Annotated in this window: 22 protein-coding genes and 1 tRNA gene; 2 read left to right on the top strand and 21 right to left on the bottom strand. The window is 50.4% G+C overall.

The annotated features are described in order from the left end of the window. Positions 1-8: 8 nt before the first annotated feature. The 17 genes from ALO_RS01790 to ALO_RS23420 all read right to left on the bottom strand — a co-directional run bounded on the left by ALO_RS01790 (position 9) and on the right by ALO_RS23420 (position 18106). Positions 9-905 (bottom strand): phage BR0599 family protein, encoded by an 897-nt coding sequence (locus ALO_RS01790; RefSeq protein WP_004092190.1) that lies wholly within the window; start codon positions 903-905, stop codon positions 9-11. Further along, the gene (locus ALO_RS01785) at positions 905-2122 is read right to left on the bottom strand and encodes a hypothetical protein (protein ID WP_004092189.1); all 1218 of its coding nucleotides are present in this window, start codon (positions 2120-2122) and stop codon (positions 905-907) included. The genes ALO_RS01790 and ALO_RS01785 overlap by 1 nt, the downstream gene beginning before the upstream one ends. After that, on the bottom strand, positions 2122-3039 hold the full coding sequence (locus ALO_RS01780; protein ID WP_004092187.1) for a hypothetical protein: 918 nt from the start codon (positions 3037-3039) through the stop codon (positions 2122-2124). The genes ALO_RS01785 and ALO_RS01780 overlap by 1 nt, the downstream gene beginning before the upstream one ends. 17 nt (positions 3040-3056) lie before the next feature. Next, on the bottom strand, positions 3057-4148 hold the full coding sequence (locus ALO_RS01775) for a hypothetical protein (RefSeq protein ID WP_004092186.1): 1092 nt from the start codon (positions 4146-4148) through the stop codon (positions 3057-3059). Positions 4149-4152: 4 nt separating this feature from the next. Further along, entirely contained in the window at positions 4153-5553 is a 1401-nt protein-coding gene (locus ALO_RS01770; protein ID WP_004092185.1) for a hypothetical protein, read from the bottom strand. 12 nt (positions 5554-5565) lie between these two features. Continuing rightward, positions 5566-6468, bottom strand: coding sequence for a hypothetical protein (locus ALO_RS01765; protein WP_004092184.1), 903 nt, complete (start codon positions 6466-6468; stop codon positions 5566-5568). A gap of 131 nt (positions 6469-6599) precedes the next feature. Continuing rightward, on the bottom strand, positions 6600-7709 hold the full coding sequence (locus ALO_RS01760; RefSeq protein ID WP_004092183.1) for a PDZ domain-containing protein: 1110 nt from the start codon (positions 7707-7709) through the stop codon (positions 6600-6602). 257 nt (positions 7710-7966) lie between these two features. Then, positions 7967-8464, bottom strand: coding sequence for a hypothetical protein (locus ALO_RS01755; RefSeq protein WP_004092180.1), 498 nt, complete (start codon positions 8462-8464; stop codon positions 7967-7969). Between the two features lie 80 nt (positions 8465-8544). Further along, positions 8545-11739 carry a hypothetical protein gene (locus ALO_RS01750; RefSeq protein WP_004092178.1) on the bottom strand — a complete coding sequence of 1065 codons (3195 nt, stop codon included), beginning with the start codon at positions 11737-11739 and terminating at the stop codon, positions 8545-8547. A 254-nt stretch (positions 11740-11993) separates the two neighbouring features. Next, on the bottom strand, positions 11994-12500 hold the full coding sequence (locus tag ALO_RS20650; RefSeq protein ID WP_004092177.1) for a DUF6631 family protein: 507 nt from the start codon (positions 12498-12500) through the stop codon (positions 11994-11996). A gap of 10 nt (positions 12501-12510) precedes the next feature. Next, a complete protein-coding gene (locus tag ALO_RS01740) occupies positions 12511-13284 on the bottom strand; it encodes a phage tail tube protein (RefSeq protein WP_004092176.1) in 774 nt (257 codons plus the stop codon). Positions 13285-13296: 12 nt separating this feature from the next. Next, the gene (locus ALO_RS01735) at positions 13297-13725 is read right to left on the bottom strand and encodes a hypothetical protein (RefSeq protein ID WP_004092175.1); all 429 of its coding nucleotides are present in this window, start codon (positions 13723-13725) and stop codon (positions 13297-13299) included. A gap of 261 nt (positions 13726-13986) precedes the next feature. After that, positions 13987-14670 (bottom strand): sigma-70 RNA polymerase sigma factor region 4 domain-containing protein, encoded by a 684-nt coding sequence (locus tag ALO_RS01730; RefSeq protein ID WP_004092174.1) that lies wholly within the window; start codon positions 14668-14670, stop codon positions 13987-13989. Next, positions 14660-14953: a hypothetical protein gene (locus ALO_RS01725; RefSeq protein ID WP_004092173.1), complete on the bottom strand. Its 294-nt coding sequence runs from the start codon at positions 14951-14953 to the stop codon at positions 14660-14662. The genes ALO_RS01730 and ALO_RS01725 overlap by 11 nt, the downstream gene beginning before the upstream one ends. 598 nt (positions 14954-15551) lie before the next feature. Beyond that, entirely contained in the window at positions 15552-16667 is a 1116-nt protein-coding gene (locus ALO_RS01720; protein ID WP_004092171.1) for a VIT1/CCC1 transporter family protein, read from the bottom strand. Between the two features lie 1156 nt (positions 16668-17823). Continuing rightward, positions 17824-17899: transfer RNA gene (locus tag ALO_RS01715), tRNA-Ala, on the bottom strand. A gap of 78 nt (positions 17900-17977) precedes the next feature. Then, entirely contained in the window at positions 17978-18106 is a 129-nt protein-coding gene (locus ALO_RS23420) for a hypothetical protein (protein WP_004092169.1), read from the bottom strand. Between the two features lie 160 nt (positions 18107-18266). Here ALO_RS23420 and ALO_RS01710 point away from each other — a divergent pair, with 160 nt between their 5' ends. Next, on the top strand, positions 18267-19598 hold the full coding sequence (locus tag ALO_RS01710) for a putative DNA modification/repair radical SAM protein (protein ID WP_004092167.1): 1332 nt from the start codon (positions 18267-18269) through the stop codon (positions 19596-19598). Then, on the top strand, positions 19577-20422 hold the full coding sequence (locus ALO_RS01705; protein WP_004092165.1) for a TIGR03915 family putative DNA repair protein: 846 nt from the start codon (positions 19577-19579) through the stop codon (positions 20420-20422). The genes ALO_RS01710 and ALO_RS01705 overlap by 22 nt, the downstream gene beginning before the upstream one ends. Here ALO_RS01705 and ALO_RS01700 read toward each other — a convergent pair. The 4 genes from ALO_RS01700 to ALO_RS01685 all read right to left on the bottom strand — a co-directional run bounded on the left by ALO_RS01700 (position 20388) and on the right by ALO_RS01685 (position 23900). Further along, a complete protein-coding gene (locus tag ALO_RS01700) occupies positions 20388-21386 on the bottom strand; it encodes an LCP family protein (protein WP_004092163.1) in 999 nt (332 codons plus the stop codon). The genes ALO_RS01705 and ALO_RS01700 overlap by 35 nt on opposite strands. Positions 21387-21425: 39 nt before the next feature. Next, positions 21426-22247, bottom strand: coding sequence for a ZIP family metal transporter (locus tag ALO_RS01695; RefSeq protein ID WP_004092161.1), 822 nt, complete (start codon positions 22245-22247; stop codon positions 21426-21428). Between the two features lie 268 nt (positions 22248-22515). Further along, entirely contained in the window at positions 22516-23154 is a 639-nt protein-coding gene (locus ALO_RS01690) for a cobalamin B12-binding domain-containing protein (protein WP_004092160.1), read from the bottom strand. Then, positions 23154-23900: a GntR family transcriptional regulator gene (locus ALO_RS01685; protein WP_139025291.1), complete on the bottom strand. Its 747-nt coding sequence runs from the start codon at positions 23898-23900 to the stop codon at positions 23154-23156. The genes ALO_RS01690 and ALO_RS01685 overlap by 1 nt, the downstream gene beginning before the upstream one ends. Positions 23901-23946 lie beyond the last annotated feature (46 nt).

Raw genomic sequence — 23946 nt, 5'->3', positions numbered from 1 at the left:
TCTTCCTCCTACATGGAGATTCTGCCGATATATCCGTCAGTATCCCGCTTCACCACGGCTGAATCCACCCAATACACGCCGTTGCCTACCTGGGCGGCGGAATCTGTATCCGGCGGGATATAGGGGCAGCCGGTAAAATTAAGCGTGTTGTTAAACCGTTTGGCGCAGGTGCGGAACAATTTATCGCAGCCCGGAACCAGCGTCACATAGCCCATCGGTGTGGCGGGAAAGGGATATCGCAGGGTAAGGGCAGCGCCGGCATTGGCGCTGATCATTCTCATATTGCCGCCGTAGTACATCATACCGCCGGCGAAATAGTCGGTTTCATAGTTGGTCAGTTCATTCATGGCCACATTCAACCCGCTGGCTCCGTCCACATACAGCGTCTGCTCATAGTCGGCCTTGTTCAGCCGGCATGAGGCGTCATACACTACATTGCAGCAAAAAAACTGCCGCATAAAGTTCGGCAGTTTCCGGGACAGCCAATTTTCCATTTTTACGGTGAGTTCGCATTCTGAGTCACGAAAGGAGGCCTGAACAATCTCGCCGGCGAACAGTTTGTCAAAAACGCCATGGTCCTGGTCATGCAGGCGAATGATGGTCAGAGTCACAGGCTTGTCAGGCGGGGCCGCCTTAAACAGAGCCGCGACAGCATTATCTTTAGTGACCGTCACAACCACGCTGGACGAGTCTCCCTGGCTGGACGGCTTGATACTGTTGCGTCGGATGTAATCGGCTGCGTATCGTTCTGTGCCTGTCAGCTCGTTTTCCGTGACGGTTAAAGCCACGTCAGACCGGTCGGAGGTATATAGGTACGTCATATCTCGGTACCGGAACTTGTAGCATTCTATGGGCTGACCGTTTTGCGCAGAACTTTCATATACCGTTATATTGCTTTGGGCCATCAGGCGTTCACCTCCGCAAAGGATATCGTTGTTGTAGCCATGCCTGCCGTGTCATAGTCCATGATCAGGGCATCATTGTCGAACCGGTATCTTAGCAGAAAGGAAATCAGCAGCACATCTGACTTTTTCACGGCGGCGGTCAGGGTACTGTCCAAATATACTTTGCCATATTTACCGGCAGCGTCGGTGGAATATCCAGCCAAGGGGATGATTTGAACCCTGCCGTTCTTCAGAAACAGAATGATCAATTTACGCCGGGACATCTGGCTGTAATATTTCCAGTACAGCGGCCATTCCACCATGATATACGACTGCCCTTTCGCCGCGTCTTCCGTCATGGTCATGTCGTTAAGCCAGGTCGGGGCGTAAAACGACTTCCAGCGGCCCTTGCACTTGGTGAAAAAGCGCTGAAAGTTATTGATTTCCGACCTGCTGGCCAGGACATATTCCATTTCCTTATTTTCTGACGAAGACAGGCTCTTTACATCGTATTTGACCAAGCCGCTTTTGTTGTCCAGCTTATTGGCGTTCCGGGTGAAATTCCCCGCAATATCCCCTGCCCATGACGGCGGTATCGGGAATATATCCACCCCCTGATAGGCGGGGGGGATCGCATGTTGAAAGGGGGTAGAATTCTCCCATGGTTCAAAATAATTTTCGTCCAGCGCCGTTGGCAGGCCGGTGGCCGTATAATCCGTCAACAGCTCCACGTTAAGCTGCATATCCGACAGGGAGTCTGTGTATAGTATGAAATCCTCTTCCGGTTTTAGATAGCCGTAGGCCACGGGACAAATCATATGGCCCTGGATAGAATAGTTTTTCTCCAATATTTCAGTCAGTTTGAGAGATCCGTCCCCATGTAACGCGCTCAGGAAGTACCGTTCGCCGCCATCCACGTCGTTTCTCCAGAAGATAACGCCGCTACAGCCCCGGAATTGCCACAGGTCGCCGCTAGAGAGGCTGACATGAGACATGTTGGCATAGGCTGGTTCCGTCATGGAACAGGCGGCGTGCCAAAGGGGAATCTCAATTTGCTCATTCTGCCTGGCATAGGACAAGGCCCGCAAATACTGACTTTGCGCCGGTATCATGCCGTGATAATCGTAGGATATGGACCGGCGCGGATACTTGCGCAGGGCTGCCCGCTGCTCGGTGTTGTCCCAGGAGGTATGAACCTGGGTTAAAAATTCAAGGGTTTCCGATATTTTCAAACGCATCAACCCCAATTCGGTGACAAGTCAAAGATTCGCCGGGCATTCGCCTCGTAATGCGGTGAACTGAAATACCAGCGGAATATTTCATACAGCATCCATGGCTCATATAACATCTTGCTATCAGTGCTTAACAGTCTCTGGGCAAACAAGGCGATCATCAGATAGCCGACGCCGGCAAATTGCTGTCCGGCAAGATCCACTATATGCCGCACGGCCGGATTCCCCGGATCGCTTGCCAGCAGGTTGAGGGAGTAATCATTTACAGCCTGCATTCCTGCCCCCCGGGATAAAAGTATATCCGGCAGCGTATCATCGCCAAAGTATTCAGTGATCCTTTCGAGGCTGCCCGCTTCATCGCCATAGCCGTTATTGCCGCTCAGATTAACATCCGTGAGTATGATTTCGATCAGGGAGAGCCGGTCAAACAGCGCGTGCCGGCCTCCTTCGGCCAGATAGTCATTGGTCCAGGGGATTGCAGTTTCCACGCGGGACGACTTGCCTTCGATGACTTTGGAGGCGATCAGAAAGGCGCTGCTGTTTGAGTAGTTAGTATCCGTGATGCCAAACTGGCCGCTGGCAATGACCGCCCAGGATATGCCCAGGCCGGATAGGGTATAAACTCCATGGTGCAAAGTGACAGAACCAGTGTTGTCGGTCACGGCGAATATGCCGGTCCCGCTGTTCCAATGATAGGCCCAGTTCAGCTGGGGCTCGTCGTATCGGACCGCTGTACTGTCACCCCAGGGGCGCTTCAGATCACCCAGGACGCCCCATGATACATTGCCGGCGCCGATTGTTTTCGTGTCAGTCAGCATTTTGAGCCGGATAGGATGGACTGCCGTGCCGCGGCCCGCCAGGGAACTGCTTGCCTGGCTGAAGGCCGGGCTATCCAGATACATTAGCGAATTTAGCTCAGCCACGGCCGCACCCCTCCTTGCTATTGTTTGACGGAAAAACCGTCATACCCCATGACCCCGCCCCGGCTGGTATGCGGGAACGCCTGAAAGACATCACCTGAGCTGGGATAATTGATGTTATACGTTCCCCCGGCCGAGACATTGCGTGTGGATATAAAATACAGACCCGGCACATAGCCGCATTGGCTGAAATTGGCCAGTCCGTCCGGGTCCCGCAGTACATAGACCGCCAGCGGCAGGTTGACGGAAATGCAGTTCAGCGTGTTCACATTGCGGCCAGTGTCGTCGGCGCTCTGGGACTGCAGATAGCGGTAATGGGGAATGTTCGGCTGCCAGGCGGCGCCGGCCACATTAGCGCCAAACACGGGCAAGGCCAGTCTTTTGCCGGTATAACCAGCGTCGGCTTCTCCGGACGGACCGGCGCCGGCCCAGAGAACTTCCGGCGTTCGCAAGGGAGCTGAATCGATATTGGCCCGGAGAAAGGTATTGGCTTTGGCATTGACGGCGAACAAGTGGCCGCTGGTTGCTTCCACTGCAGCCTGAGTCATGGTGGTAACGAACATGTTGGCGCTGTTGCGGCTGGCGCTATAAATCGTGCCTCCGGTCCAGGAGCCGATCTTATAGGTTTCACCCACGGCGATATGCTGAAACACGCCGGGAAAAAGCTCTGCCGAAACCAGGAGCAGCTCCGACGGGTCGGCTACATGGTTGAAATAGACATTGTACTCCTGGGACTTATGCAGAGGGATGCCAACTCCAATCGGTTCACTGCCTGTGGTTCTGGTTACTCCGACCTGGTCATACCAGCGGCCACTGGCCGGGAATTCCGTAAATTCCGTGGAGCATGTCAGGCCAAGGCCATATAAATAATCTTTTTCCCCGTCCGCATTCTGGGAAGGAAATATCTTCATGCCGTTGGCGGAACGGAAATGAGCGAAGGTCTTACCGCCGGGACTCCGGATTACCAGCCTTTTCCCATCTATAGCGCTGCTGCCGTCAATGGCCAGGTCATCCCCCTCCGCCAGCACCGTCCAGTTATTGGCGGCGGCAAAGGCGCTGAGGGCAATGAGAAGGTCATTGGGGGTTGATATGGTGACTTTGGTATAGCCCATCTTTTTAATCCTCCAGTCTGATTAAAATGCGGAATTGTTTTCCGTATTCGATGATTTCTTTGTATAAGTTACCGAGAATAGTTGGGTCGGTGATTCCTGTTCCACCAGTGAGAATATACCACAAACGGTCTTCCCAGCAATTAGGAAGCAGCAGGCACAACTTGCCATTTACCCGCGTTTCGCCATAAGGGCCGTCTGCGCCGGGCCAGGCCATGCGCCAAAGAGAACCGAATAGATTCGTCGTGTGCATCTTTGGTGAATTCTGCACAAGCTGCAGGGCTTCCACGGTGATGGTATCTTCTCTGGATAACGTTTCTCTTATGCCCATCAGATCCGTGTGCATGGGCTTGATCACGAACTCACTGTTCGCATCCCGTACGGGCCGTTCCAGGGTAAACCAGTAGCTGATGCTGCCGTCGCCGTTCCTCTGACTGTTTGTTTTCAGTTCCTGCGTAAAATTGTGAAAAAACCGCCATCTGCCATCAGGCAGGCACAATCCCAGATTGGATGCTTCCCGGGTCCCGCCGGTTATATCAAAACAGGGCGCATGAGGCAGATTCCGGGATAGATCCCACTTATCATAAGAAAAGTCGATCTTTACGCCATTTCTTACGACAGTACTCTCGCCTACTCTTTCTGTTGTCGCCATTCCCCGCAAGCCATTCGTCGAGCCCGCGACCACCGCAGGAAAGGCATACTGCATCTCGGCATGAAACGGAATAAGCATGCCGGCATGACCCATATCCCACTGGCCGGCATTGTGGATGACGACCGTAAGCCGGCAGGCGTCCTTAGCCAGCCAGTAGTCGAAATACCCATTTACCGGCTCCCCGGCCGGCATGCCGATGCCGGGATACCCAACGCCGGGATAAAGAGGGGCGGGAAGTGCACCCTGGCTCCTGCCGACGCTATATCGCAGCGGAAAAAATTTCAGGTCGCCAAATTCAATCCCGCCGGGCTGCTCGTTCCAGTCAAGTCCTTCAGCGTATTGCTTGAATACGCCGAATACCAAGGCGCTGCCACTGTTGATCACGATGTCGGGATCTGAAAAGGAGTACGCCTTGCTCTTCGCGTTGAAGCTTGTCGCTCCGGCGGTATGGCTATAGGATGCGCCTTTCAAATTGAGACCCTTCGCCGGCCAGATCAGATGCTTGCCAATGTTTTCTGAGGCGAACAGCCATTCTTTGTAGGTTTTGTCTTTAATTAAGGTCAGCGGCAACATGCCGATATAGCAGGAGTTTTCTCCATTCAGACCCTTGGCTTTGAAAATAGTTCCCCGGGGCCAAGCTTCCTGTCGCATCAACTCCCAGGCGTCGTCGCCGTGTATATCCGCGTCCGTGGCCCATTCCGCGATTTTTGCCAGCAGGTCTTCCAGGCTGGCAGCCCTGCCCTTTGTGTACGGCATAGCATCAGCCTCCTAAAACCATTCGATGGCGAAGTATGAGTCATTATCCCGGCGGTGCACGTTGTTGAACACTTTATATACCTTACCGTCATAGATAATGCTGTCCTTGGTCGCCAGGTCCTGCCGGTTGCCGACCCAGTAGATGCCGTCAAGCTGGCCGACCAGACCGACCGGGTTGTTCTCGTACAGGAAAAAGGGGTACATAATCACATTCTCCATAGTCAGCACATCATCAAAGACTGTAAGTGTATTGACCGGCGAAACGTTAGTGGGCCAAACGCACAAATCCCCTAAAGTCTGATTCTTGCCGACCCGCCAGGAACCGTCCGGGCGTCTCAGACGCAGGGACGTATTGGCATCAGCGCCGGGGCAGACAAAGGAACTGTGTCCGGCGCCTGTATCGGTCCAGGCGCCGCCTTCATAGTAGCTGCCTCCCACTACCAGGGGATAGGGGTATTGGTTTTCGATGGCAATGGGTTTCATCAGCCCCAGATAGGCCGATTCATACTGGGTGGACATTTCCACCACCAGGATGACCCGGCTGGAGTTGGCGCTGACCCAGTAGGACATGTAGGTATCTTCCACCAGAGGCAGGGTAGGCAGGACACTTTGACTGACGCCCCCCGGCTGCTCCCGCCAGCCCAAACCTGCGTCATAGCCGGCATAGCCGTTTAAGACCAAATTCACCTGGCCGCCGGCCGCCGCCGCGATCTTCAGTCCGATGTAAATCTCATCATCGCCATCCCCCACTCCCTTCAAAATGACTTCCTGCACTGTGTCGATCTCAACAGCGCTGACCGGGCTGACCAGGGCCCATTCCTTGCCCTCGTCAAAATTCGCCGGATCAGTCAAAAAAGAAACAACGTCCTTAACCATTTCCAGGACGCTGTTGGCGGAACCGTTATATGCCGCCATAGGATCACCTCCTGATTTTTGGGTATAAGAAAACCCCCGGAAGGGTATCCGAGGGTACTTATCGTATAATGATTTTAAAAAGGGTGAGTACATTATAACATGTAGTTGCAGCATCTATAGTGTAAATATTTTCATATTTCAACATTATCAATTCGGAATACAAAATTGTAGTTATGAATCTTTCCATTAATTTCCACAGGCATAAAGATGCCAATAGATCTTCCTTTTAATGATTTTGCAAAAGGAGCTTTGGGCAATAAGTCACGATGACTCCACATACTGTATGAATCATCAAAATAAATGCGATTAACAGGTTGAATTAAGTCCTTAATTTTGGCGTTAGGAGGTATAGTTGTCGGCGGTAACATTTGCCCCTGATCTATATACCGGACTCCTTCATGTAGAACTTTTATCGCAGTTCCTGACAAATCAGTATAGGATACATTATTCCAGTCTAGTTTTAGCGGGGAATTGGTTTTGTTTTGTAAGCTGAATCCGATGTCAATTTTTGAAATATTGAATGATATCGAAATGTTACTATCCTCAAACTGCGTGGTTGGGTTACTAATAGGAGATACCAAGCTGAATATGTAGTTTGCCGGATATTCCCCTTTTTTAAAGTTAACATCAACGGTTTTAAATTTTATATTTTCAACTAATAATCTTGCTGTATGACGATAACTGCCAAGCGTAATAGTTTCAGATTTATCAATCGCTGATATAAGAACATCATCGGAAGCAACTTTATTTCCTGACGAATCAAAGAAATCTACTGTAAGATACAGATTTGACCAATCTGTGTTTGTATTATTTATTAAAGTACCGGATAATACCAAAAAGCGATAGCTATCTGTTACTATTGAATAATTTATTAATATAAAAGGCCCCTTTTCAGAAACTAATTCCTTAAGGTTATAAATATCGGAAGAAAATTTTTCTTTTTTAACTTTTATTTCAACAGGTTTTCCGTCTCTCATCACTTCTATCGTGAACCATTTTTCCGCTGGTATACTATCCATTGTTTTCCCTAGAAGTTCATACGTCGTCATGGATTGCCCATTGAGTTTCGTGATTATATCCTGCGCTTTCAGTCCATACCTCATAGCAGGAGAATTTTCATCCACATAGATGATTCGAATAGGATCTTTATCGAAATAAACTCCTAATTGGGCCTTAGCAGCATATGAAATATTAAAGGACCATAAAAGAATTAAAATTAAAAGGACTATTTTTGCTTTCATAAAAACCTCTATTCCGCCGCTACCGCTGCGGCACAAATAATAATGGAAACGGGAGGGCGGCGCATTCCCGCTTGTGGTATGCTGTCTTTGAGGAGAAGATACACTACAAAACACGGGGAGGTGAGTCATAGATTGGGGATGTCGCGCGGAGGAAGGGGGCGGGGTTATTGGCAATAAACATAATTGGGACTCTCTGGTTTTGCGGCATAAGAATCCCCCCGGCAGGATGAATCCGGAGGCTCTGTATATAGGTTATTCTATTTTTCCATGCTAATGACTTGCTTCCATTCAGCCAGAGCCTCATCGGATAGGACGATAACCGCAGGAGCATATTTGTCCGTATACACCTTGAGAGCAACACGCTTGGCCACTTTGATTTGATCAATGATATTTTGAGGGGTCGGCGCCTTACTTCGATTCCATGTTATGTCCTTATCCTCTAAATCTATTGGCATAGATGAGGCTTCTGTTATCGGAATGGTTTGCACCGGATAATCATCGATTTTGATCTCAATAGGGTCTTTTGTAAATTTTTCTCCCGATACTGCCCGGTTAAAAAAACGAATTTCATAACTCACAATATTTCCGCTAATAATTTTTGTAAAAGAAACGCTTGGTTCATAATCCCCTGGATTATAAGTACTTGAATATGTTTTGCCGCCGGTGAATTGATCAGTACCCGGAATAAATTTTGCATGAGTCGAAGTTACTCCCACTAGCATAATCAGAACAAAAACAAGCACAGTTCTCTTCACGATCATCATCCTCTCTAAATAATTTCACGATTTCTTGGAATATCTTTTATTTTGAGGTTATCACCTTTATCCTTCTCCTGTCAACCTCTGATCGACAAAACATGGCGCACTGCTCCAGCATTATTCTTAATCCAGTTTACCAAAACTTTCTCGCCAGCGCGGCTTTGCATATACTTGCCGACTTCATTAGGATCTGTGACATTGACAGTTTTAAGATGGATATTGGTGTCGCCACTGGACAAGGTAGCCGCAATATCTTGAGGTCCCGGCAAAGCTGCTAATGTACTGCCATCAATGAGTGAGCCGCCAGCGGCAAACCTAGGGAGTAGTTCGGTAGGCACAAGTCCACGGTTCAGACGATCTAAATAAGACTTGCCATATTTAGCAACCGCAGACCCGCGCATGATGAATTCACCATTAGAGATGCGGATGGCTTTTTTATGATTATCAATCCAAGCTAGAATACTGTCACTAGTACTAGTACCAGGGCCTCGCACGTACCCACTTTCGATTACCCCGCCTGATGCCATTTTCTCCTCAGATGATTTACCTGAGTCAGAATTATACGACCCTCCAATGTGAAACATAGCCATGATGTCTTTAGTTATTGCTTGGGCATATACCCGCTGAATCTCACTTAGGATAGTATTGGCAAAGTTCCGGAATGCGTCGCTTAGGCGTTGACACTTCATAACACCATCGGTTAGGAAGGTTAATAGACCGTCTTCAAAAGCCTGAGAACTCGCTCTACTGACTTCATCAGTAAGAGTCTTCGTTTCGGCAAGTTCACGGTTAAGCTCCGCTCTCTTTCTAGCCTCCTCCGCAAGAGCAGTCGGGTCAAATCCGGAATTTTTCTTTCTAATTTGTTCTTGCTCGTCCGGCGTCATCAAGTTATAACTTTTCGCCTGAGCATCATATTGCCTCGCCTGTTTTTCATACATGGCTGCCGTTTTAGCATGCGCCTTCCTTTTCGCATCCTCGGTAGCATCCTCTTTCTGCATCCTGGTTCTTTCAGGATCGACGTTAATCTTCGCGATTTCAGCCTGCAGATCGCTGTCGATCTTCTTAATAACCGCCTCAACCATTTGATTGGTTCCTTCGGCGATCTTTTTCAGCAATGCCTTGGCCTGAGCGGAGAGTTCAGCGTTGTTTCCGGCAGAAGCAATGATCCGCTGCAATTCGCCAACGATGCTGGCTGTCCTGTTCTTATACTGCTTCGCATAGTCTTCCGTGACCTCAGAGGCGGTTTTAGACCCGTTGGCAAGGTCGTTCATGAACCCTTCCTGGGTTTCGGCCAGGGCCAGATTGGCCAGTTCCAGGTCTTTTTGCGCCTGGGCAAAGTCGAGCTTTAAGAGTTCGAATTGTTTTAGTTCCTCGACCATTTGGGCGCCTTCGGGGGAACCATTGTTGCGGAAGGTTTTGGCCAGAGTGTCGTATTGAGCCGCCAGTTTGGCTTTTTGTTTGCTGGAGATATCGCCGCGCACCGCCGCCAGTTTGGTGGCGATATCATCGGCCTGGGCAAACAAATCAAGGAGCGCCTGTTGAAATTCCTCACCGCTTTTTGTCAGGCTCTGTCCCATAGCCTCTTTGGCCTTGGATACCAGGTCGATATTGACGTTGCCTATTTCTCCGGCGAGCAGTCCGCTTTCAGAGAGCTTGGCGTTGATACGTTCAATATCCGCCAGATTCTGCTGCTGCTCATTGAGTCGCTGGGCTTTTGCCGCAATTTCTTGCTCCAGGGCGGCGATTCGCTCATTTTTTTCGGTCGAATCCTGATAGTCGGTGTTTTTGACGGCTTGCAGGGTCGCATGGCTGGCGCTCAGATCAACCTGCTGCTGTTGATATACATAACCGGATTTCCCCAAATGATACTGTTCCAGGCTGATTTCATTTTGCTGCTTTTTCCTTTCTAAGGCAGCTATTTTTTCTTCCAGGTCTTGCTGTTGTTTCCGGGCACTGGCCTGAATCCCAGCTTCAGTAATCCGCAGGGCGCTTTGAGAACGGTTAATGGCCTCATCCCTGTTGCTTTTGCCATCTTCTGTTGCGGAAGAGTTGTCATCTTTCGAGGGGCTGCTGAGTTTGGATTCAATAAAGTCCATGATTTTATCGCCAAAAATCAGGCTGACTGCTGATAAGGCCAGCAGGATCACATTGCCTTTAGACAGACTAGTAAAGGCCAGTTTCAGGGCATTGACTGCCTTTTGTAAATCTTTGATTCCTTTGATTGCCCCAATAGCGCCGGAGATCATGTTTTGGAATACAGTGATGCGGGTAATGGCGATCATGGCCGCTTTTAACGAGCCGTAGGCTCCAGTCAGGGAACGGGTCAAGCCCAAGATTTGACTGACAATCACATAGGTGGCAAAGGAGGCAACCAGGTTATCCGAATACCGGGTAACCACCTCTAGGGTTTTACCCAATACCGTCAAAACACCTGTCAGTATGGGAACAGTCCCGTTGGCTAAACTGACCATAATATCGCCGATTTTAAGTATAGTGGGAAGGAGGTTGAGAAAGGCATTTGCCAGGGATTGCAATCCGCTTTGGGACCCTGCGCCTAAATTGGTCAGAAGCCGCTGTATATCAGTGATAAATATGGTCCATTGGGTGTGGATGGCTTGTAAAGCGGCAAATGTTTCCGGCGGGACCATATTCTGAAGGGCCTGACCGATATTTCCGGCCAGCAGGGCCTGGGTCAGTTGCTGGGTGGTGTCGCGGACTTTGGCGGTGATGGCGTTCAGGGCGTCGAACATACCTTGGGTCATAGAGCCGGCGATGATCATCAGACTGCTGGAGATAGCCGCCGCCATGGCGGGGAAGGTGTTGGCCTGATCACCTGCTTCGTTGCCGGCGGCAACTAGGGCGGGAATGATGTCGCGGGCTGCCCAGCCCAGGTTCATCAGACGCTGAGCGCCTGTCACCAACTGAGGGAAATCCAGGTTGTTGTCGACGGCGGCCCGGCGCAAGTCGTTCATAAAGGTCTGGGCAGCGGAGGCCGACCCCAGCATGGCGGCGAAGGCTGCCTGGCTTTGCTGCAGGGATGCGTGGTAGGCTATCATCGGTTTGGCAATGGCTGCCGCAGCCTGGGCCACCTGTGTAAAAGCTTTGGCAGCCTTCAGGGCGACACCGGGTATGCGAGTAAAAGTGTTTTGCATGGCAGTACCGGACTGAACGGCTTCTTTATTCAAGCCTTTCATAGAGTCCGTCACGGCTTTGAGGGCTTGCAGGACCTGATCGTTGTTTGCCGTAATTTTGATGGTTAATTCTTGAGCCATAATATCCTCCTTTCTTGACAGATAAGCGACGGAGACGGGAGCTGACCTCCTGCCTCCGGCAAATCTCATGGGTTATTGTTCCAGTGCCGCTAGCAGTCGTTCCAAGTCTTTGCCTTCAGCCCAGACGGACATCCGTACGTCGGCGATGAATTCAGCCCGCCTCCGGGTTTCCAGGCGTTTGGCCTTTTCGTAAAACAGGGTGAGCTGGCCCTTGGAGTATCGGGCCAGTTGGGCCGGGGAATGGCCGTTTTGGATCAGGTATTGGGCGATTTCGCCCCAGCTGATTTCCGGCCGGCCACCGGAGGCGTCTCCTGATTCTCTTTCTGTCCCGGCAGTCCCCCCAGCAGAGTCTGGAATTTCGGGAGGACCCGCCTGCTGAAAAAATCCCGGTTCACCATCAGGGTCCCGGCCAGCAGGGTCAGGCCGTCGTCGCCGTCCAGGGCGTCCACCCAGGCCCGGGGCTTATTGGCGCAGATGGCCAGAATATCCAGCAGATTGTCGCCGCCTTCGCTGAACAGGCGGACCATGAGTTGAAAGGTCGAAGCGCCCATATGAAAATTGTCCTGATCCAGAGAGACGTCAAAGGCCTGTCGGCCATGCTCCTGATAGGCGTCAATGACGATCTGCACAATGCCGGCGGCCTTGGCGATCACTTCCGGCCATGCGCCGAAAGGAAAAGGCCGGAGCTGAATTTCTTCCCCGGCCAGAATGACTTTATGATTGGGAAACAAGACGTCCAGTTCGTTCATTTCTGTTGCCATTGCCTCCCTCCTAATTCACTTTGACCAGACGGTGAAAGGGCTCGTCGGGATGATGGGAACGGTCGTCCAGGATGGTCACGGTAATGGGGAAAGTGGCGTATTCCTCGCTGATCAGGCCCAGTTCTCCGCCGGGGGTGATGGATACGCGCCAGAATTGGCCGTTATAGCAAGGGCCCTTGGCCGGGTCACCGATGAACATCAGCTCGCCTTCGATGCTGCTGACCACACCGCCTGCTACTTTCGGGAAGGTTCCGGCGGTTGTCTGGTAATCCACTGTGATGTCGGTATCGTCCGGAATGCGGGAGGATTCGGGAATGAGGATCAGGCCGCCCCGCAGCAGCACCGGATCTAGCTGGTAATCAACTCCTGCTTCATAGACAGTCACATCCGGATCTATAGCCGTGAGTTTAATCCCGGTGGGATTGATAGCATCCAGTTGGATATAGCGGCCCAGGAAGGCCCGATGCACTTCGCCGGCCACCTCTGCGGCTTTCTGACTGATGATGCCTTCTTCACCGAACAAGGCCAGGGCGACGTTGGCCGGATCGAATTCTTCCAGATCCAGGTCAGCGCTGATTTTGGTTTCTTTCACCGCCTCATCGTAAGTGGAACGGGAGGCATTCATGGAAGATTTTTTCGTGATCTTCTCTACTTCGGTTTTTAAATTGAACTTGGGGATGTTGCCCAAATGACGCAAGCCGGTTTTGTTGCCGCTAGCGTCAAAGCGATTGAATAGCACCTGCCCGGCGCCTAATAATAAATTTTTCGGACTTGGAGTTGCCATAAATTTTTTTCCTCACTTTCGCCAATCTATATTGAGTATCATACGACTTTTTGCCAGGGGTCGGTGGCTGTCGCCGTCGGAATTGATTTCCGCTATGGACAGCTTGGCTACCATGTTGAGATCATGCCAGACGGCATCAGACCATCGGGTTAGCACATCGCAGACGCGGCTCTGTAAATCGTACAGAGTCTCATAGGCGGCTGCCGGGTTTTGATCGTCTCCCGCTGCCCACAGATCAAGCCAAAGGGATACTCCACCTTTGGCCGGTCCATGTAGTGCCATGGAGCTTTCCTTATCCCAGAGAATTTCCAGACAGGGATAAGGGGCTTTGGAAGTTGCGTTTCCGGCTCGGACAGTGATGCCCGCCAGTTCCGGCTGCAACGCGGCATAATCACACAGATGCTCCGTAAGCGGCCACCAGCCCAAACCCTCTTTGCCCATTTCATTTGCACCTCCCTTACGATAGGATTCATGCTGAGTGGATCGACAGATGGGACGCTGGAGATATCTCGCCGTCAATCAGCCAGATATCCCGCCAGCGCCCTGACATAGGTCTTGACCTTAGCAGCATCATCGGATTGCCTCCCTTCACGGATTGAAAATGACATCAAAGAACAAATGTTCCCTTCATATAACAACACAAATTTCAGGGGTTTTTAACACACTTTTTTTGTACTTTTTTAATTTTTTAGTGATAACGGTTCATTCCTGGCGGGTGCAGCTATAATCTCCGTTATCCTCCATGCATAGAGGGCACTTGGTCTGACTGTCTCCGAAGGATTCAGCCAGGTATTCAGGAACCCGGCATACTTTCCGGGAGATATATTTCCCGCTTCGCCAATGCCCGCCAGCGTTTACCGCTTGTAAAAACTCATAAGGATAGTCAATCTTACGTTTGGGATGGCCTGCTTCAGGGGAAATAGGAGAACAGAACGACTGTTCTCCCCATATAACAGCACAAATTTCAGGGGTTTTTACACACTTTTTTTGCACTTTTTCTAAAATCTTTTTTAAAATCCGGGAAATCTTTTGTTGGTGAGTATGAAACTTGGCGGCGATTTGCTGTTGGGTCAGCCCATCTACCACATAGAGCCACAGCATTTGAAATTCTTTGGCGCCGATAACAGCTCGGATATATAGCAGCAGATCAATGATTTCCTGCTGTCTTTCTTTTTCCAGCAGTATTTCTTCCGGCGTCGCACTATGCTGTTGCAGGATATACTCGATATTCCGGTCTCGATACCGGTCTTCCAAGGGTGCATTATGCCGCCAGGTCAGATAATCTTCCCGGTTTTCATAAAACCCCATTTTTCTTTGCAGTTTAGCCGGATGATTAATATACTCTTTTAGCTCGGATAACATTTTTTGCGTTTTATCATAACTCATTTTCCTGCTCCTCTATTTGCTGTGAATGACGTTGATCCACTAATTCCAGCATAAAACTGCCGTAAGTATTGACTTTATCGTCCTGCCACTCGCAATTTCTGATAATACCGGATCGTATTTTTCGCCTGCCCGTATGCCTCCGGGAATTAAGTTCCCGGGTTCTTAAATAGATCACTTCCGGTGAATAAAGACACAGTTCTTTCTCTATTTCCCAATGTTCGCCTTCGATGGAAAGTTTATATCTTTGATGGTTCATATCCACGAGAAAATCATGAATTGCCAAACTGAATCCCTCCTAATATGCAAAATATGACTATTTTTAGGCAAAAAAAGCCCTGCGATTTTCATTCGGGCAAATAGGCCGCCTTTTATGCATTTTATAACTATTTTTAGACAGACGGATAGTGAGTGTTAAGTAGCTAAACAAGCCATCCACATTTTTCAATAAACAAATGAGCATAGGAAATTAGCTGCTATCACAGTGTTTTGTCATGCCCTTCTCCCCTTTCTATAATATATGAATCACAGTATGTCCGCATGCTGTACAAGTAAAAATCTCTACTCTAAGGATAAACCATCCATTACCGGCTATTTCAAATCGGACCCAGTCATTCATTAAATATTCCCCTCTGTCCATAATCGAATTGCAATGTTCACATGTCATAATAATTTCCCTTCTTCCTGTTTAAGAAGATCAAGAACACACGTTCGCGTTTGAATTTATTGTACACCGAAAATATGTTCGAGTAAAGGCCTATTTTTTCTTTGAAAATGCTCTGATGCCGAAAATAGATCAGGCAGGCGAAATTCGCCTGCCTGTCCTGGAGTTTCCTGCTGTTTAGACACTTCAAGTATCTTTTGAAAATTTTTCCCGAAAATCCTCACCCGGCGATATTTACGCCGATCATGTGTCCGACCAAATAGGTAACGGCGGCGGCAACCAGGCCAAACAATACCTGCCGCAGTCCGGACATCAGCACCGGTCTGCCGGTAAACAGGGTAGTCGCTGCGCCGATGGCAAATAAACCCACGGCGGATAATGCCGCACTGGCGAGAACCGCAGTCTGGCCAACCAGGAATAGATAGGGGAACACCGGCAAGATGGCGCCGACGGCAAACAACAGGAACGATGTGACTGCTGCTTCCCAGGCCGAACCACCCAGTTCTTCCGGATTGATGCCCAGTTCGTCCCGCGCCAGCGCGTCCAGGGCTGTATCAGGGTTTGCCATTAAAGACCGGGCCACGGAGCGGGCAGCCTCTTCATCCAGCCCCCGGGCCTGATAAATGAGCGCCAGCTCTTCCATCTCTTCCTCCGGCGCCCCCAGTATCTCGTCTCTCTCTGTCTCAATCTGCCTTTCGTACAATTCCCGTGAGCTCTGCACCGAGATCCATTCTCCCAGAGCCATGGAGATCGCTCCGGCGAGAAGACCGGCCAGCCCTGTCAGCAGAATTCCCGTATGGGACAATTCGGCGCCGGCAACCCCCATCACCAGGTTAAAATTCGATACCAGCCCGTCACTGGCGCCCAGCACGGCAGCCCTCAACGCATTACCGCCGGCGGTCCGATGCCTGCCTTCCATCTGAGCCAATACGTCGCCGCTGACTCCGCCGGAAGTCTTGTTCATCTGCTGCAGCAGCACGGCATGGGATCGTTCTACCGGAACCAGGGAGCGAGCATCCGGTTGAGAGGCATAGCTGTTGGAATTGGCGGTTTCGGTGGCGGCCAGGGTCGGCAATACTGCTGCCACCCCGAACTTTTTCGCCAGCCAGGAAAGGGTTCTGGTTCGCCAGGAAGGGCTGAACCTCGGCAGAGAACCGCCGGCCTGGAGAAGTTTTTCTTCCCAGCCGGCGGCGTGTTTTTCCTCCGACGCTGCCATGCGCCGATATATCTCAGACAGGCGCGGATCCGGCTCACTCACAGCCAGGCTGGCGTAAAGGGCCGCGCTATTCTTCTCTTCTGTCCAGTTTTCAAGCAAACGTTTGTGTTCCGAATTCATGGCAATCGCTCCTTCAATTAACGTCATTCAATATTGTTTCGCCAATCCTTGCCATATTCCTAGCCACTGTACCATGAAATATAAAAATGGTCCACGTCAATTTCATTCTGTAGATACGAACTGGCTTCTGTTTAGGGGACAGCTTCGCAGAATAAAAAATATGGCAAGGGCCTTAAACCCTTGCCATACCTTATTTCCCTTGGTGGAGACGGTGGGATTCGAACCCATGACCTCTTGTGATGCGAATCTGGCTTTCAGACTTTGTTTACATTTCTTTATGTAGTTTTAATGTGGTGCAGTCCATCGTTTGCTCTTAACTTGGTGTCCAGATTATTGTACCATGCCCAAGTTTCAGTATATCATAACTGTCTAACTTAAAGGGTGCACTTCAATCGGCAGGGGCAGCAGGATTTTTAAACCTCGCCTTTCTAAAAATATCCGGCAATCGAAGCCCGGGTACTTCTTAGTTATAAGGTATACGAACTTTTATATATACTAGGTTGTTGCTCCGATTTAATTGTTACTCCTGACTTTTTAGCAGCTGCTTCCCATTTCGCTTTGTCGGTAGCGCTGAGCCTTGAAATTCCTTGCTGATAAGATATATATTATTGTTGCTAGTGTAATGATTAATTGCTGATATCCCCATTATAAAAACCTCTCTTTTTTTATTTACTATAAAGAATGTTGCTGCACGGGACATAGGGGATTGTCCCAGCCAAAGCTGGGACAATCATAGAAGGGAGACCATATGTAGTTATGACTATAATTATAAATATAGAATCTTAAAATTTACTTAGTAAAAATTAAGAAGCCCCAGACCACAAGGTCCAGGGCATGTAAAAGGGAACGATCAACTCTATTATAAATTCCAATTTTAAAATTAAGTTAAAGGCACTTTAAAAACGGAGTCAATCATGCCGCCTTTATTCCGAGGATTTCGTTACTTCGCTGCCAGTGCAACCTGGTAGCCGATATTACACTTTCCTTACTTCAAATCTGATGACTTTATCAAAAAGCAAATATTCTTTGCTCTCTGTGAATGTACATTTTATAAATTTGTCCGTAATAATTAGCTTTAGGGGACAAGCCAGAAGGCAACTCTATATAAAACAAAATACAGCAGGGATATCAAACCCTTGCTGTATCTCATTTCTTGTGGTGGAGACGGTGGGATTCGAACCCATGACCTCTTGAATGCGAACCAAGCGCTCTCCCAACTGAGCTACGCCCCCATAATGCAACGTATTCATTATACTATCAAATACGGTTCTTTTGCAATCATATCTGCTACTTTATCGGATAATTTTTGTTTATGAATCACTTTGGCCGGACTTGCCGAGCGTCTTCCCAATCAGCCAGACCAATCCGGCCGTTGCTGCCGGTACCGCCAGCAATGCAACGGCCCAGCAGGCTGTTTCAATCCATTGCTGCTCACTCATGCTCTCTCCCGCCTCTCCGTTGTCTGCAAAATAATATGCAGACCCGTTGACAAACAGAACATTGGCGAAGACTAAGAGAGATGAGCAAACTTTTCGATTTTGCCACTTCCCAGGAACGTATGTTCTATATTATAATATAGCCACTAGGAGTTGATAACGGATGGATGTGTTTGATAAACTGAAGATCTTAACCGACGCGGCGAAATATGACGTGGCCTGCACCTCCAGCGGCGTCAACAAGAAGCCTTCCCCCGGCGGTATTGGCAGCGCGGCGGCAGCCGGCATTTGCCACAGTTTTGCGGCGGACGGGCGGTGCATTGCCCTGTTAAAGGTGCTGTTGAGCAACGCCTGCACCTATGACTGCCAATACTGCGTCAACCGCCGGTCCAATGACACCCGGCGGGCCTCCTTTACCCCCCGGGAGCTGGCGGACCTGACCATGAACTTTTATCGCCGCAATTACATTGAAGGTCTTTTTGTGAGCTCCGGCATCGTCAAGAGCCCGGACTACACCTGTGAGCAAATGATTGAGACCCTGCGCATCCTGCGGCAGGAATACCGGTTCAGCGGCTATATTCATGCCAAAGCCATTCCCGGGGCTGATAATGGGCTGACCCACCGCCTTGGGCTTTTAACCGACCGGATGAGCGTAAACATTGAGCTTCCTTCCCAGAACAGCCTGCAGCTCCTGGCCCCGGATAAATCCAAGCAGTCCATTTTAGCCCCCATGGGCTACATCCAAAACCGCATTCAGGAAAATACCAGCGACATCGTGCGCTACCGGCATGCTCCCAAGTTTGCCCCTGCCGGCCAAAGCACCCAGATGATCATCGGCGCTACTCCGGAAACTGACTTTCAGATCCTGAACCTGGCGGAAAGCCTGTATCGAAAATATAAACTGAAGCGGGTCTTTTTCTCGGCCTACATCCCGGTAAGCGAAAATTCCATCTTGCCCGCCCTTGACACGAAGCCGCCTCTGTGGCGGGAGCACCGGCTGTATCAGGCGGATTGGCTGCTGCGCTTTTATGGTTTTACTGCCAGCGAACTGCTGGATCAAGAGAAGCAAAGCTTTAATCCTTATCTGGACCCGAAATGCAATTGGGCCCTCAACCATCTGGGGTATTTCCCCATCGATGTAAACCGGGCGCCCCTCAGCGACCTGCTGCGGGTGCCAGGTATCGGCGTCAACAGCGCCAAACGGATTGTCACGGCCCGCCGGACTGCCACCCTTGATTTCGACGGACTGAAAAAGCTGGGAGTCGTACTGAAACGAGCCCGGTATTTTATCACCTGCAACGGTAAAAAATCCGACGGCCTGATACTGACTGAAAGCGCTATACTGCGTTCCCTGATGTCGGAAAAAACCCAGGAGATGTATCGCCATGATGTACCCTGGCAGTCTGAGCAGCTTTCCCTGTTTCCGGAAACGCCCTTACTGGCGGCGCAAGAACTGAGGGAGGATATGGTAAAATGCCTGACCGGTCAAATATGAATTTAATCTATGTTTATGACGGCAGCTTCGACGGGCTGCTGTGCTGCCTATTTGAAAGCTACGCCCAACGGGAAATCCCTCTGGATATCTTGCCGGCCGACCCGTCTCAGCTCACTCTTCTGCCGGTAAAAACGATTGTGACGGATACGGAAAAAGCCAGCCGGGTGCTGGCGTCTATCCCCTCAAAAATGGGCAGCGCCGCACTTAATTTTGTGCGGCACGCATTTCTAACCTGTCTGCCTCAAAAGGAACTGTATATTCTGTTGTTCCTGCGCCTGGGCTATCGTCATGGCCCGTCGGTGATGAACCGTCTGACTGATAACGTGGTGAATACGCTGGTCCAGGCGGTCAAACACCTGCAGAAAGAAAGCGATCTCCTTCGGGGATTTGTGCGGTTCTCCATTATTAACAACGTACTGGTCAGCGAAATAGGGCCGAAAAACTTTGTACTGCCTCTCCTGGCCCCCCACTTTTGCCAGCGCTATCCGGAGGAGCGCTTTTTGATTTATGACAAAACCCACGGGCAAGGACTCATCTATCAGCCTTATCAGCCCCTGGTGCTGCCGATCAACTCCCTGGAACTGCCCGAGCCGGATGAAGCGGAGCAAACCTATCGGGAGTTGTGGCGGCTGTTCTACCGTACCATTGAGGTCCAGGGCCGCCACAATCCGAAATGCCGCATGAGCCATATGCCCAAACGCTACTGGCAATACATGACCGAACTAAGCGGGCTGCAGCCCGAACCGGCGCGAAAACCCACTGTCCATGCCAATCCTGACTTTATACCTGCTAAGGTTTTGCCGCTTCTGCTTTCCCGGGAATAGACTGTTCATATTCGTTGGCCAAAGCAGCGGCAGCAGCTTCATCTGCCTCTATGGCCTGAATCCCGGCTACCTGCCGGCGCAGGGCTGCAATATCCGGCGCCCAGTAATCCACCGGGCCAATCTTAATGGTTTCGCCGGCAACTGTCTCCGTTTTTAAACCGCGTTGATAGGCGTCACCGGCCATCTTACCCAAGCTGAGCATCTCCCCGGCCGGTAAATCGGTAGTGACAGCAGACGAAGTCTCACTGATGATGGTCGGTATATGGGGAATCACTGCCGGGCTGGCCATCTTCTCTAACAAGGCTTTAGAAAACTTTTGCTGACGTTCAATCCGTCCCTGTTCACCCATTTCATCCTGACGGAACCTGATGTATTGCAAGGCGGACTGGCCGTCCAGATGCTGCAGTCCGGGCTGGAGATTGACTACCTCTCCCTCATCATAGGCATCGTAGTACATGCGTTTTTCCACATTAATGTCCACCCCGCCCACTGCGTCAATCACCCGGCTGAAGCCGGCCATATCCACCGCCAGGTAATAATCCAGCGGAATGCCCAGAAGGTCTTCCACTGTTTTTTTCGCCAGATCCAGTCCGCCATGGGCATAAGCCTGCCCGATCTTCTGCCAGCCGTATCCGTCAATCTTGACCCGGCTGTCCTGAGGAATCCATAGCATTGACACATTCCTGGCAGCCATATCAAAGGTGATGACGCAGGATACATTGGAGCGGCCGGCTTGACTTTGCCGTTTGTCAATTCCTAATGCCAAAACATTAATTTTCTTAGCGGGATCAGCCGAGCCTGAGGTTCCCGCCGCCGGTTGGGTCTGGTCAAAAAAACCGGTAAAAGCGCCGGCCCAATAGGCTATCGCGCCGATGAGCAAAATGACTAAGCTGGCAATGAGCAGCCACCACTTTCCGGGTTTTGTCTGTTTCTCAGAAGAGTATCTTTCTTTTCTGGACTCCATGCAGACTCATCCTTTCTGGCATTTATTCCGGCAGTTCCGTTATCCCAGGGCAACGTCTAAAATCATCATGACCGTAAAACCGATCATGCAGCCAATAGTACCGATATTAGTGGAACTTCCGCCTTCATTGTACTGAGCCTCCGGAATTAATTCCTCCACCACTACATAAATCATGGCGCCGGCGGCAAATGCCAGAGCCGAAGGCAGCACGTGCTGCATGGAAGCCACTGCGTATGCGCCAATAACTCCGGCGATCGGCTCGACAATACCGGATGCCTGTCCGTATAAGAATGCTTTGGTACGGCTGAATCCCTCCCGGCGAAGCGGGATAGAAACAGCGGCGCCCTCCGGAAAATTTTGCAGACCGATGCCAAGAGCCAGGGCTACAGCCCCGGCCAGAGAGGCCGATGGCAAATCAGAGGCAACCGCACCGAAAGCAATCCCTACTGCCAGGCCTTCCGGTATGTTATGCAAAGTAATAGCCAGGACCAACAAGACGCTTCTTTGCCAATTAGTCTTGATCCCCTCTGCCTTATCCTTTTCCAGTCCCATATGCAAATGCGGCAAGGTCATATCTACCAGCCACAAAAACAAGCCACCGCTTAAAAACCCGATGGCTACGGTCAGCCAGGCAGTCTGGCCCAAGGACTCCGCCGTCTCAATAGCCGGCGCCAGCAGAGACCAGAAACTGGCCGCGATCATAACGCCGGCCGCAAAGCCAAGCATACCGTTCAATACTGTCTTGTTGAAGGATTTAAAGAAAAAGACCAAACCTGCCCCTAAAGCGGTGACACCCCATGTGAACAGGGTTCCTGTCAGGGCTTGAAATACCGGTGAAAGAGTAGCCAACCATTCGAGCATGCCCTCTAATCTCCTCCTGTAAATACGACACAGATAATGTCATGTTTTTTCCTAAAAAAGCTTATAAACTCATTTTATACTCTCATGGCTCTGCCGTCAAACAGTCCTCTCTTTCTGGAAATCTATGCAAACCCCACCTGTAGCTTCGCGCCTGAGACCGTTCAAGAAGGTCCAGATGCTAGGCGCGACGAGGACGGGCGTGAGACTGTACGTTCGGGAGGTACGTCGAACGCCCGCCCGCAGGAGCAACGACGCAGATGGGCCTTTTTCAACGGTCTCCTAATTCCTCGTTCCATTTCAGGCAGACATCCACACCCTGTCGTGCATCATCGATCCAGGCATCCGCCCCGGTATACTCCCGGACTTTTTCGCTGACCAGCCCGCCAATCAGAATTTTGATCTTGGTGTCCCGCTCGATCAGCCGTACCAGCTGGATGGTCCGCTTCAAAGCTTCAAACCCCGGTGAAAGCAAGGTGCAAAGGCAGAGAATGCGGGCGCCTGATTCGGCCAGCGCCAGTATGAACTTATCCGGGGACACATCCACCCCCACGTCGTATACCTCAAAGCCATAGCATTTGACCATCGAAATAGCCAGGTTCTTGCCAATATCGTGAATATCCCCCTCCACTGTGCCAAAAACAATTTTGCCAATGGTCGGGCGGCATTCGCCAGATTCCAGCACCGGCGTCAAAAGATTCATGATCTGGGTAAAGATCTCCGAGGATAGAATCAAGTCTCCCAGGAAATACTCTCCCCGGGCGTAGCGATCCCCTACCTCCACTAATCCGGTGCGGCATTCTTCCACAATATCCAGCGGCGAAACCCCTTGGTTCAATGCTTTACGCACCAAATCTATCGCCAGAGGCTCATTGAGTTCCTGAAGGGCATCAGCCAAAAGCGGCAGCATTATCTCTCCCCCTTTAACGGTTGAATTTCCGACACCAGACTATACCGGTCCGCCCGGTAAAAAAACAGGCCTATACCCACCGGATTGCCATCGCATGAATAAAGGGTCTGCTGCAGCTTCAATACGGGAGAGCCGGCGGCCAGATTTAAATACTTCGCCTCCTGCTCTCCGGCAATTTCCGCCGTCAGTACCGCCCTGCTCCGCACCGGCAAAATATCGGTATTAATAGCAATCACTTCGGAGAAAGCTTTATACTGAAACTCGTTTTCCAGAATCGGCTTACCTTTTTGATAGCACATATATTTATGTTCAACTGCCAAGGGCTCGCCGTCTGCCAAAAGCAGACGGCAATAGTAAAGAATCCCGCGCTCAGCCTTCATCCCCAATTTTACCGCTATCTCGGGAGGTTCTTTGAGAAATCCGGCATAGACCAGTTTATCGGACGGATCTTTCCCCTGCTGCTCCATTTCACTCTTAAATTCATCCATGATGAATGTGGCCCGGTCCAAAGCCGGCCTGGACACAAAGGTTCCCTTGCCCTGCCGGGCGCTGATCAGCCCCCGGTCCGCCAGTAGATTCAGACATTTACGCACGGTAGTGCGACTCAGGTCATAGGCCCGTCCCAGTTCATTTTCCGAGGGCAACGGTTCTCCCGGCTTCCATTCGCCGGAATATATTTTTTGTTCCAATATCGTGGCCAATTGGTAGAAAGGCGGGGTAAATGAGTTTTTATTGATTTTATTCATGCCGGTCACATCCATCTTATAGTTCCTCTAGAGCTTCTTTTTCTCT

Origin of the sequence: Acetonema longum DSM 6540 (genome assembly GCF_000219125.1) — a bacterium.
GTDB lineage: Bacteria > Bacillota > Negativicutes > Sporomusales > Acetonemataceae > Acetonema > Acetonema longum.
The sequence above is the reverse complement of the archived record's forward strand: the minus strand, read 5'-3'. Positions and strand labels throughout refer to the sequence as shown.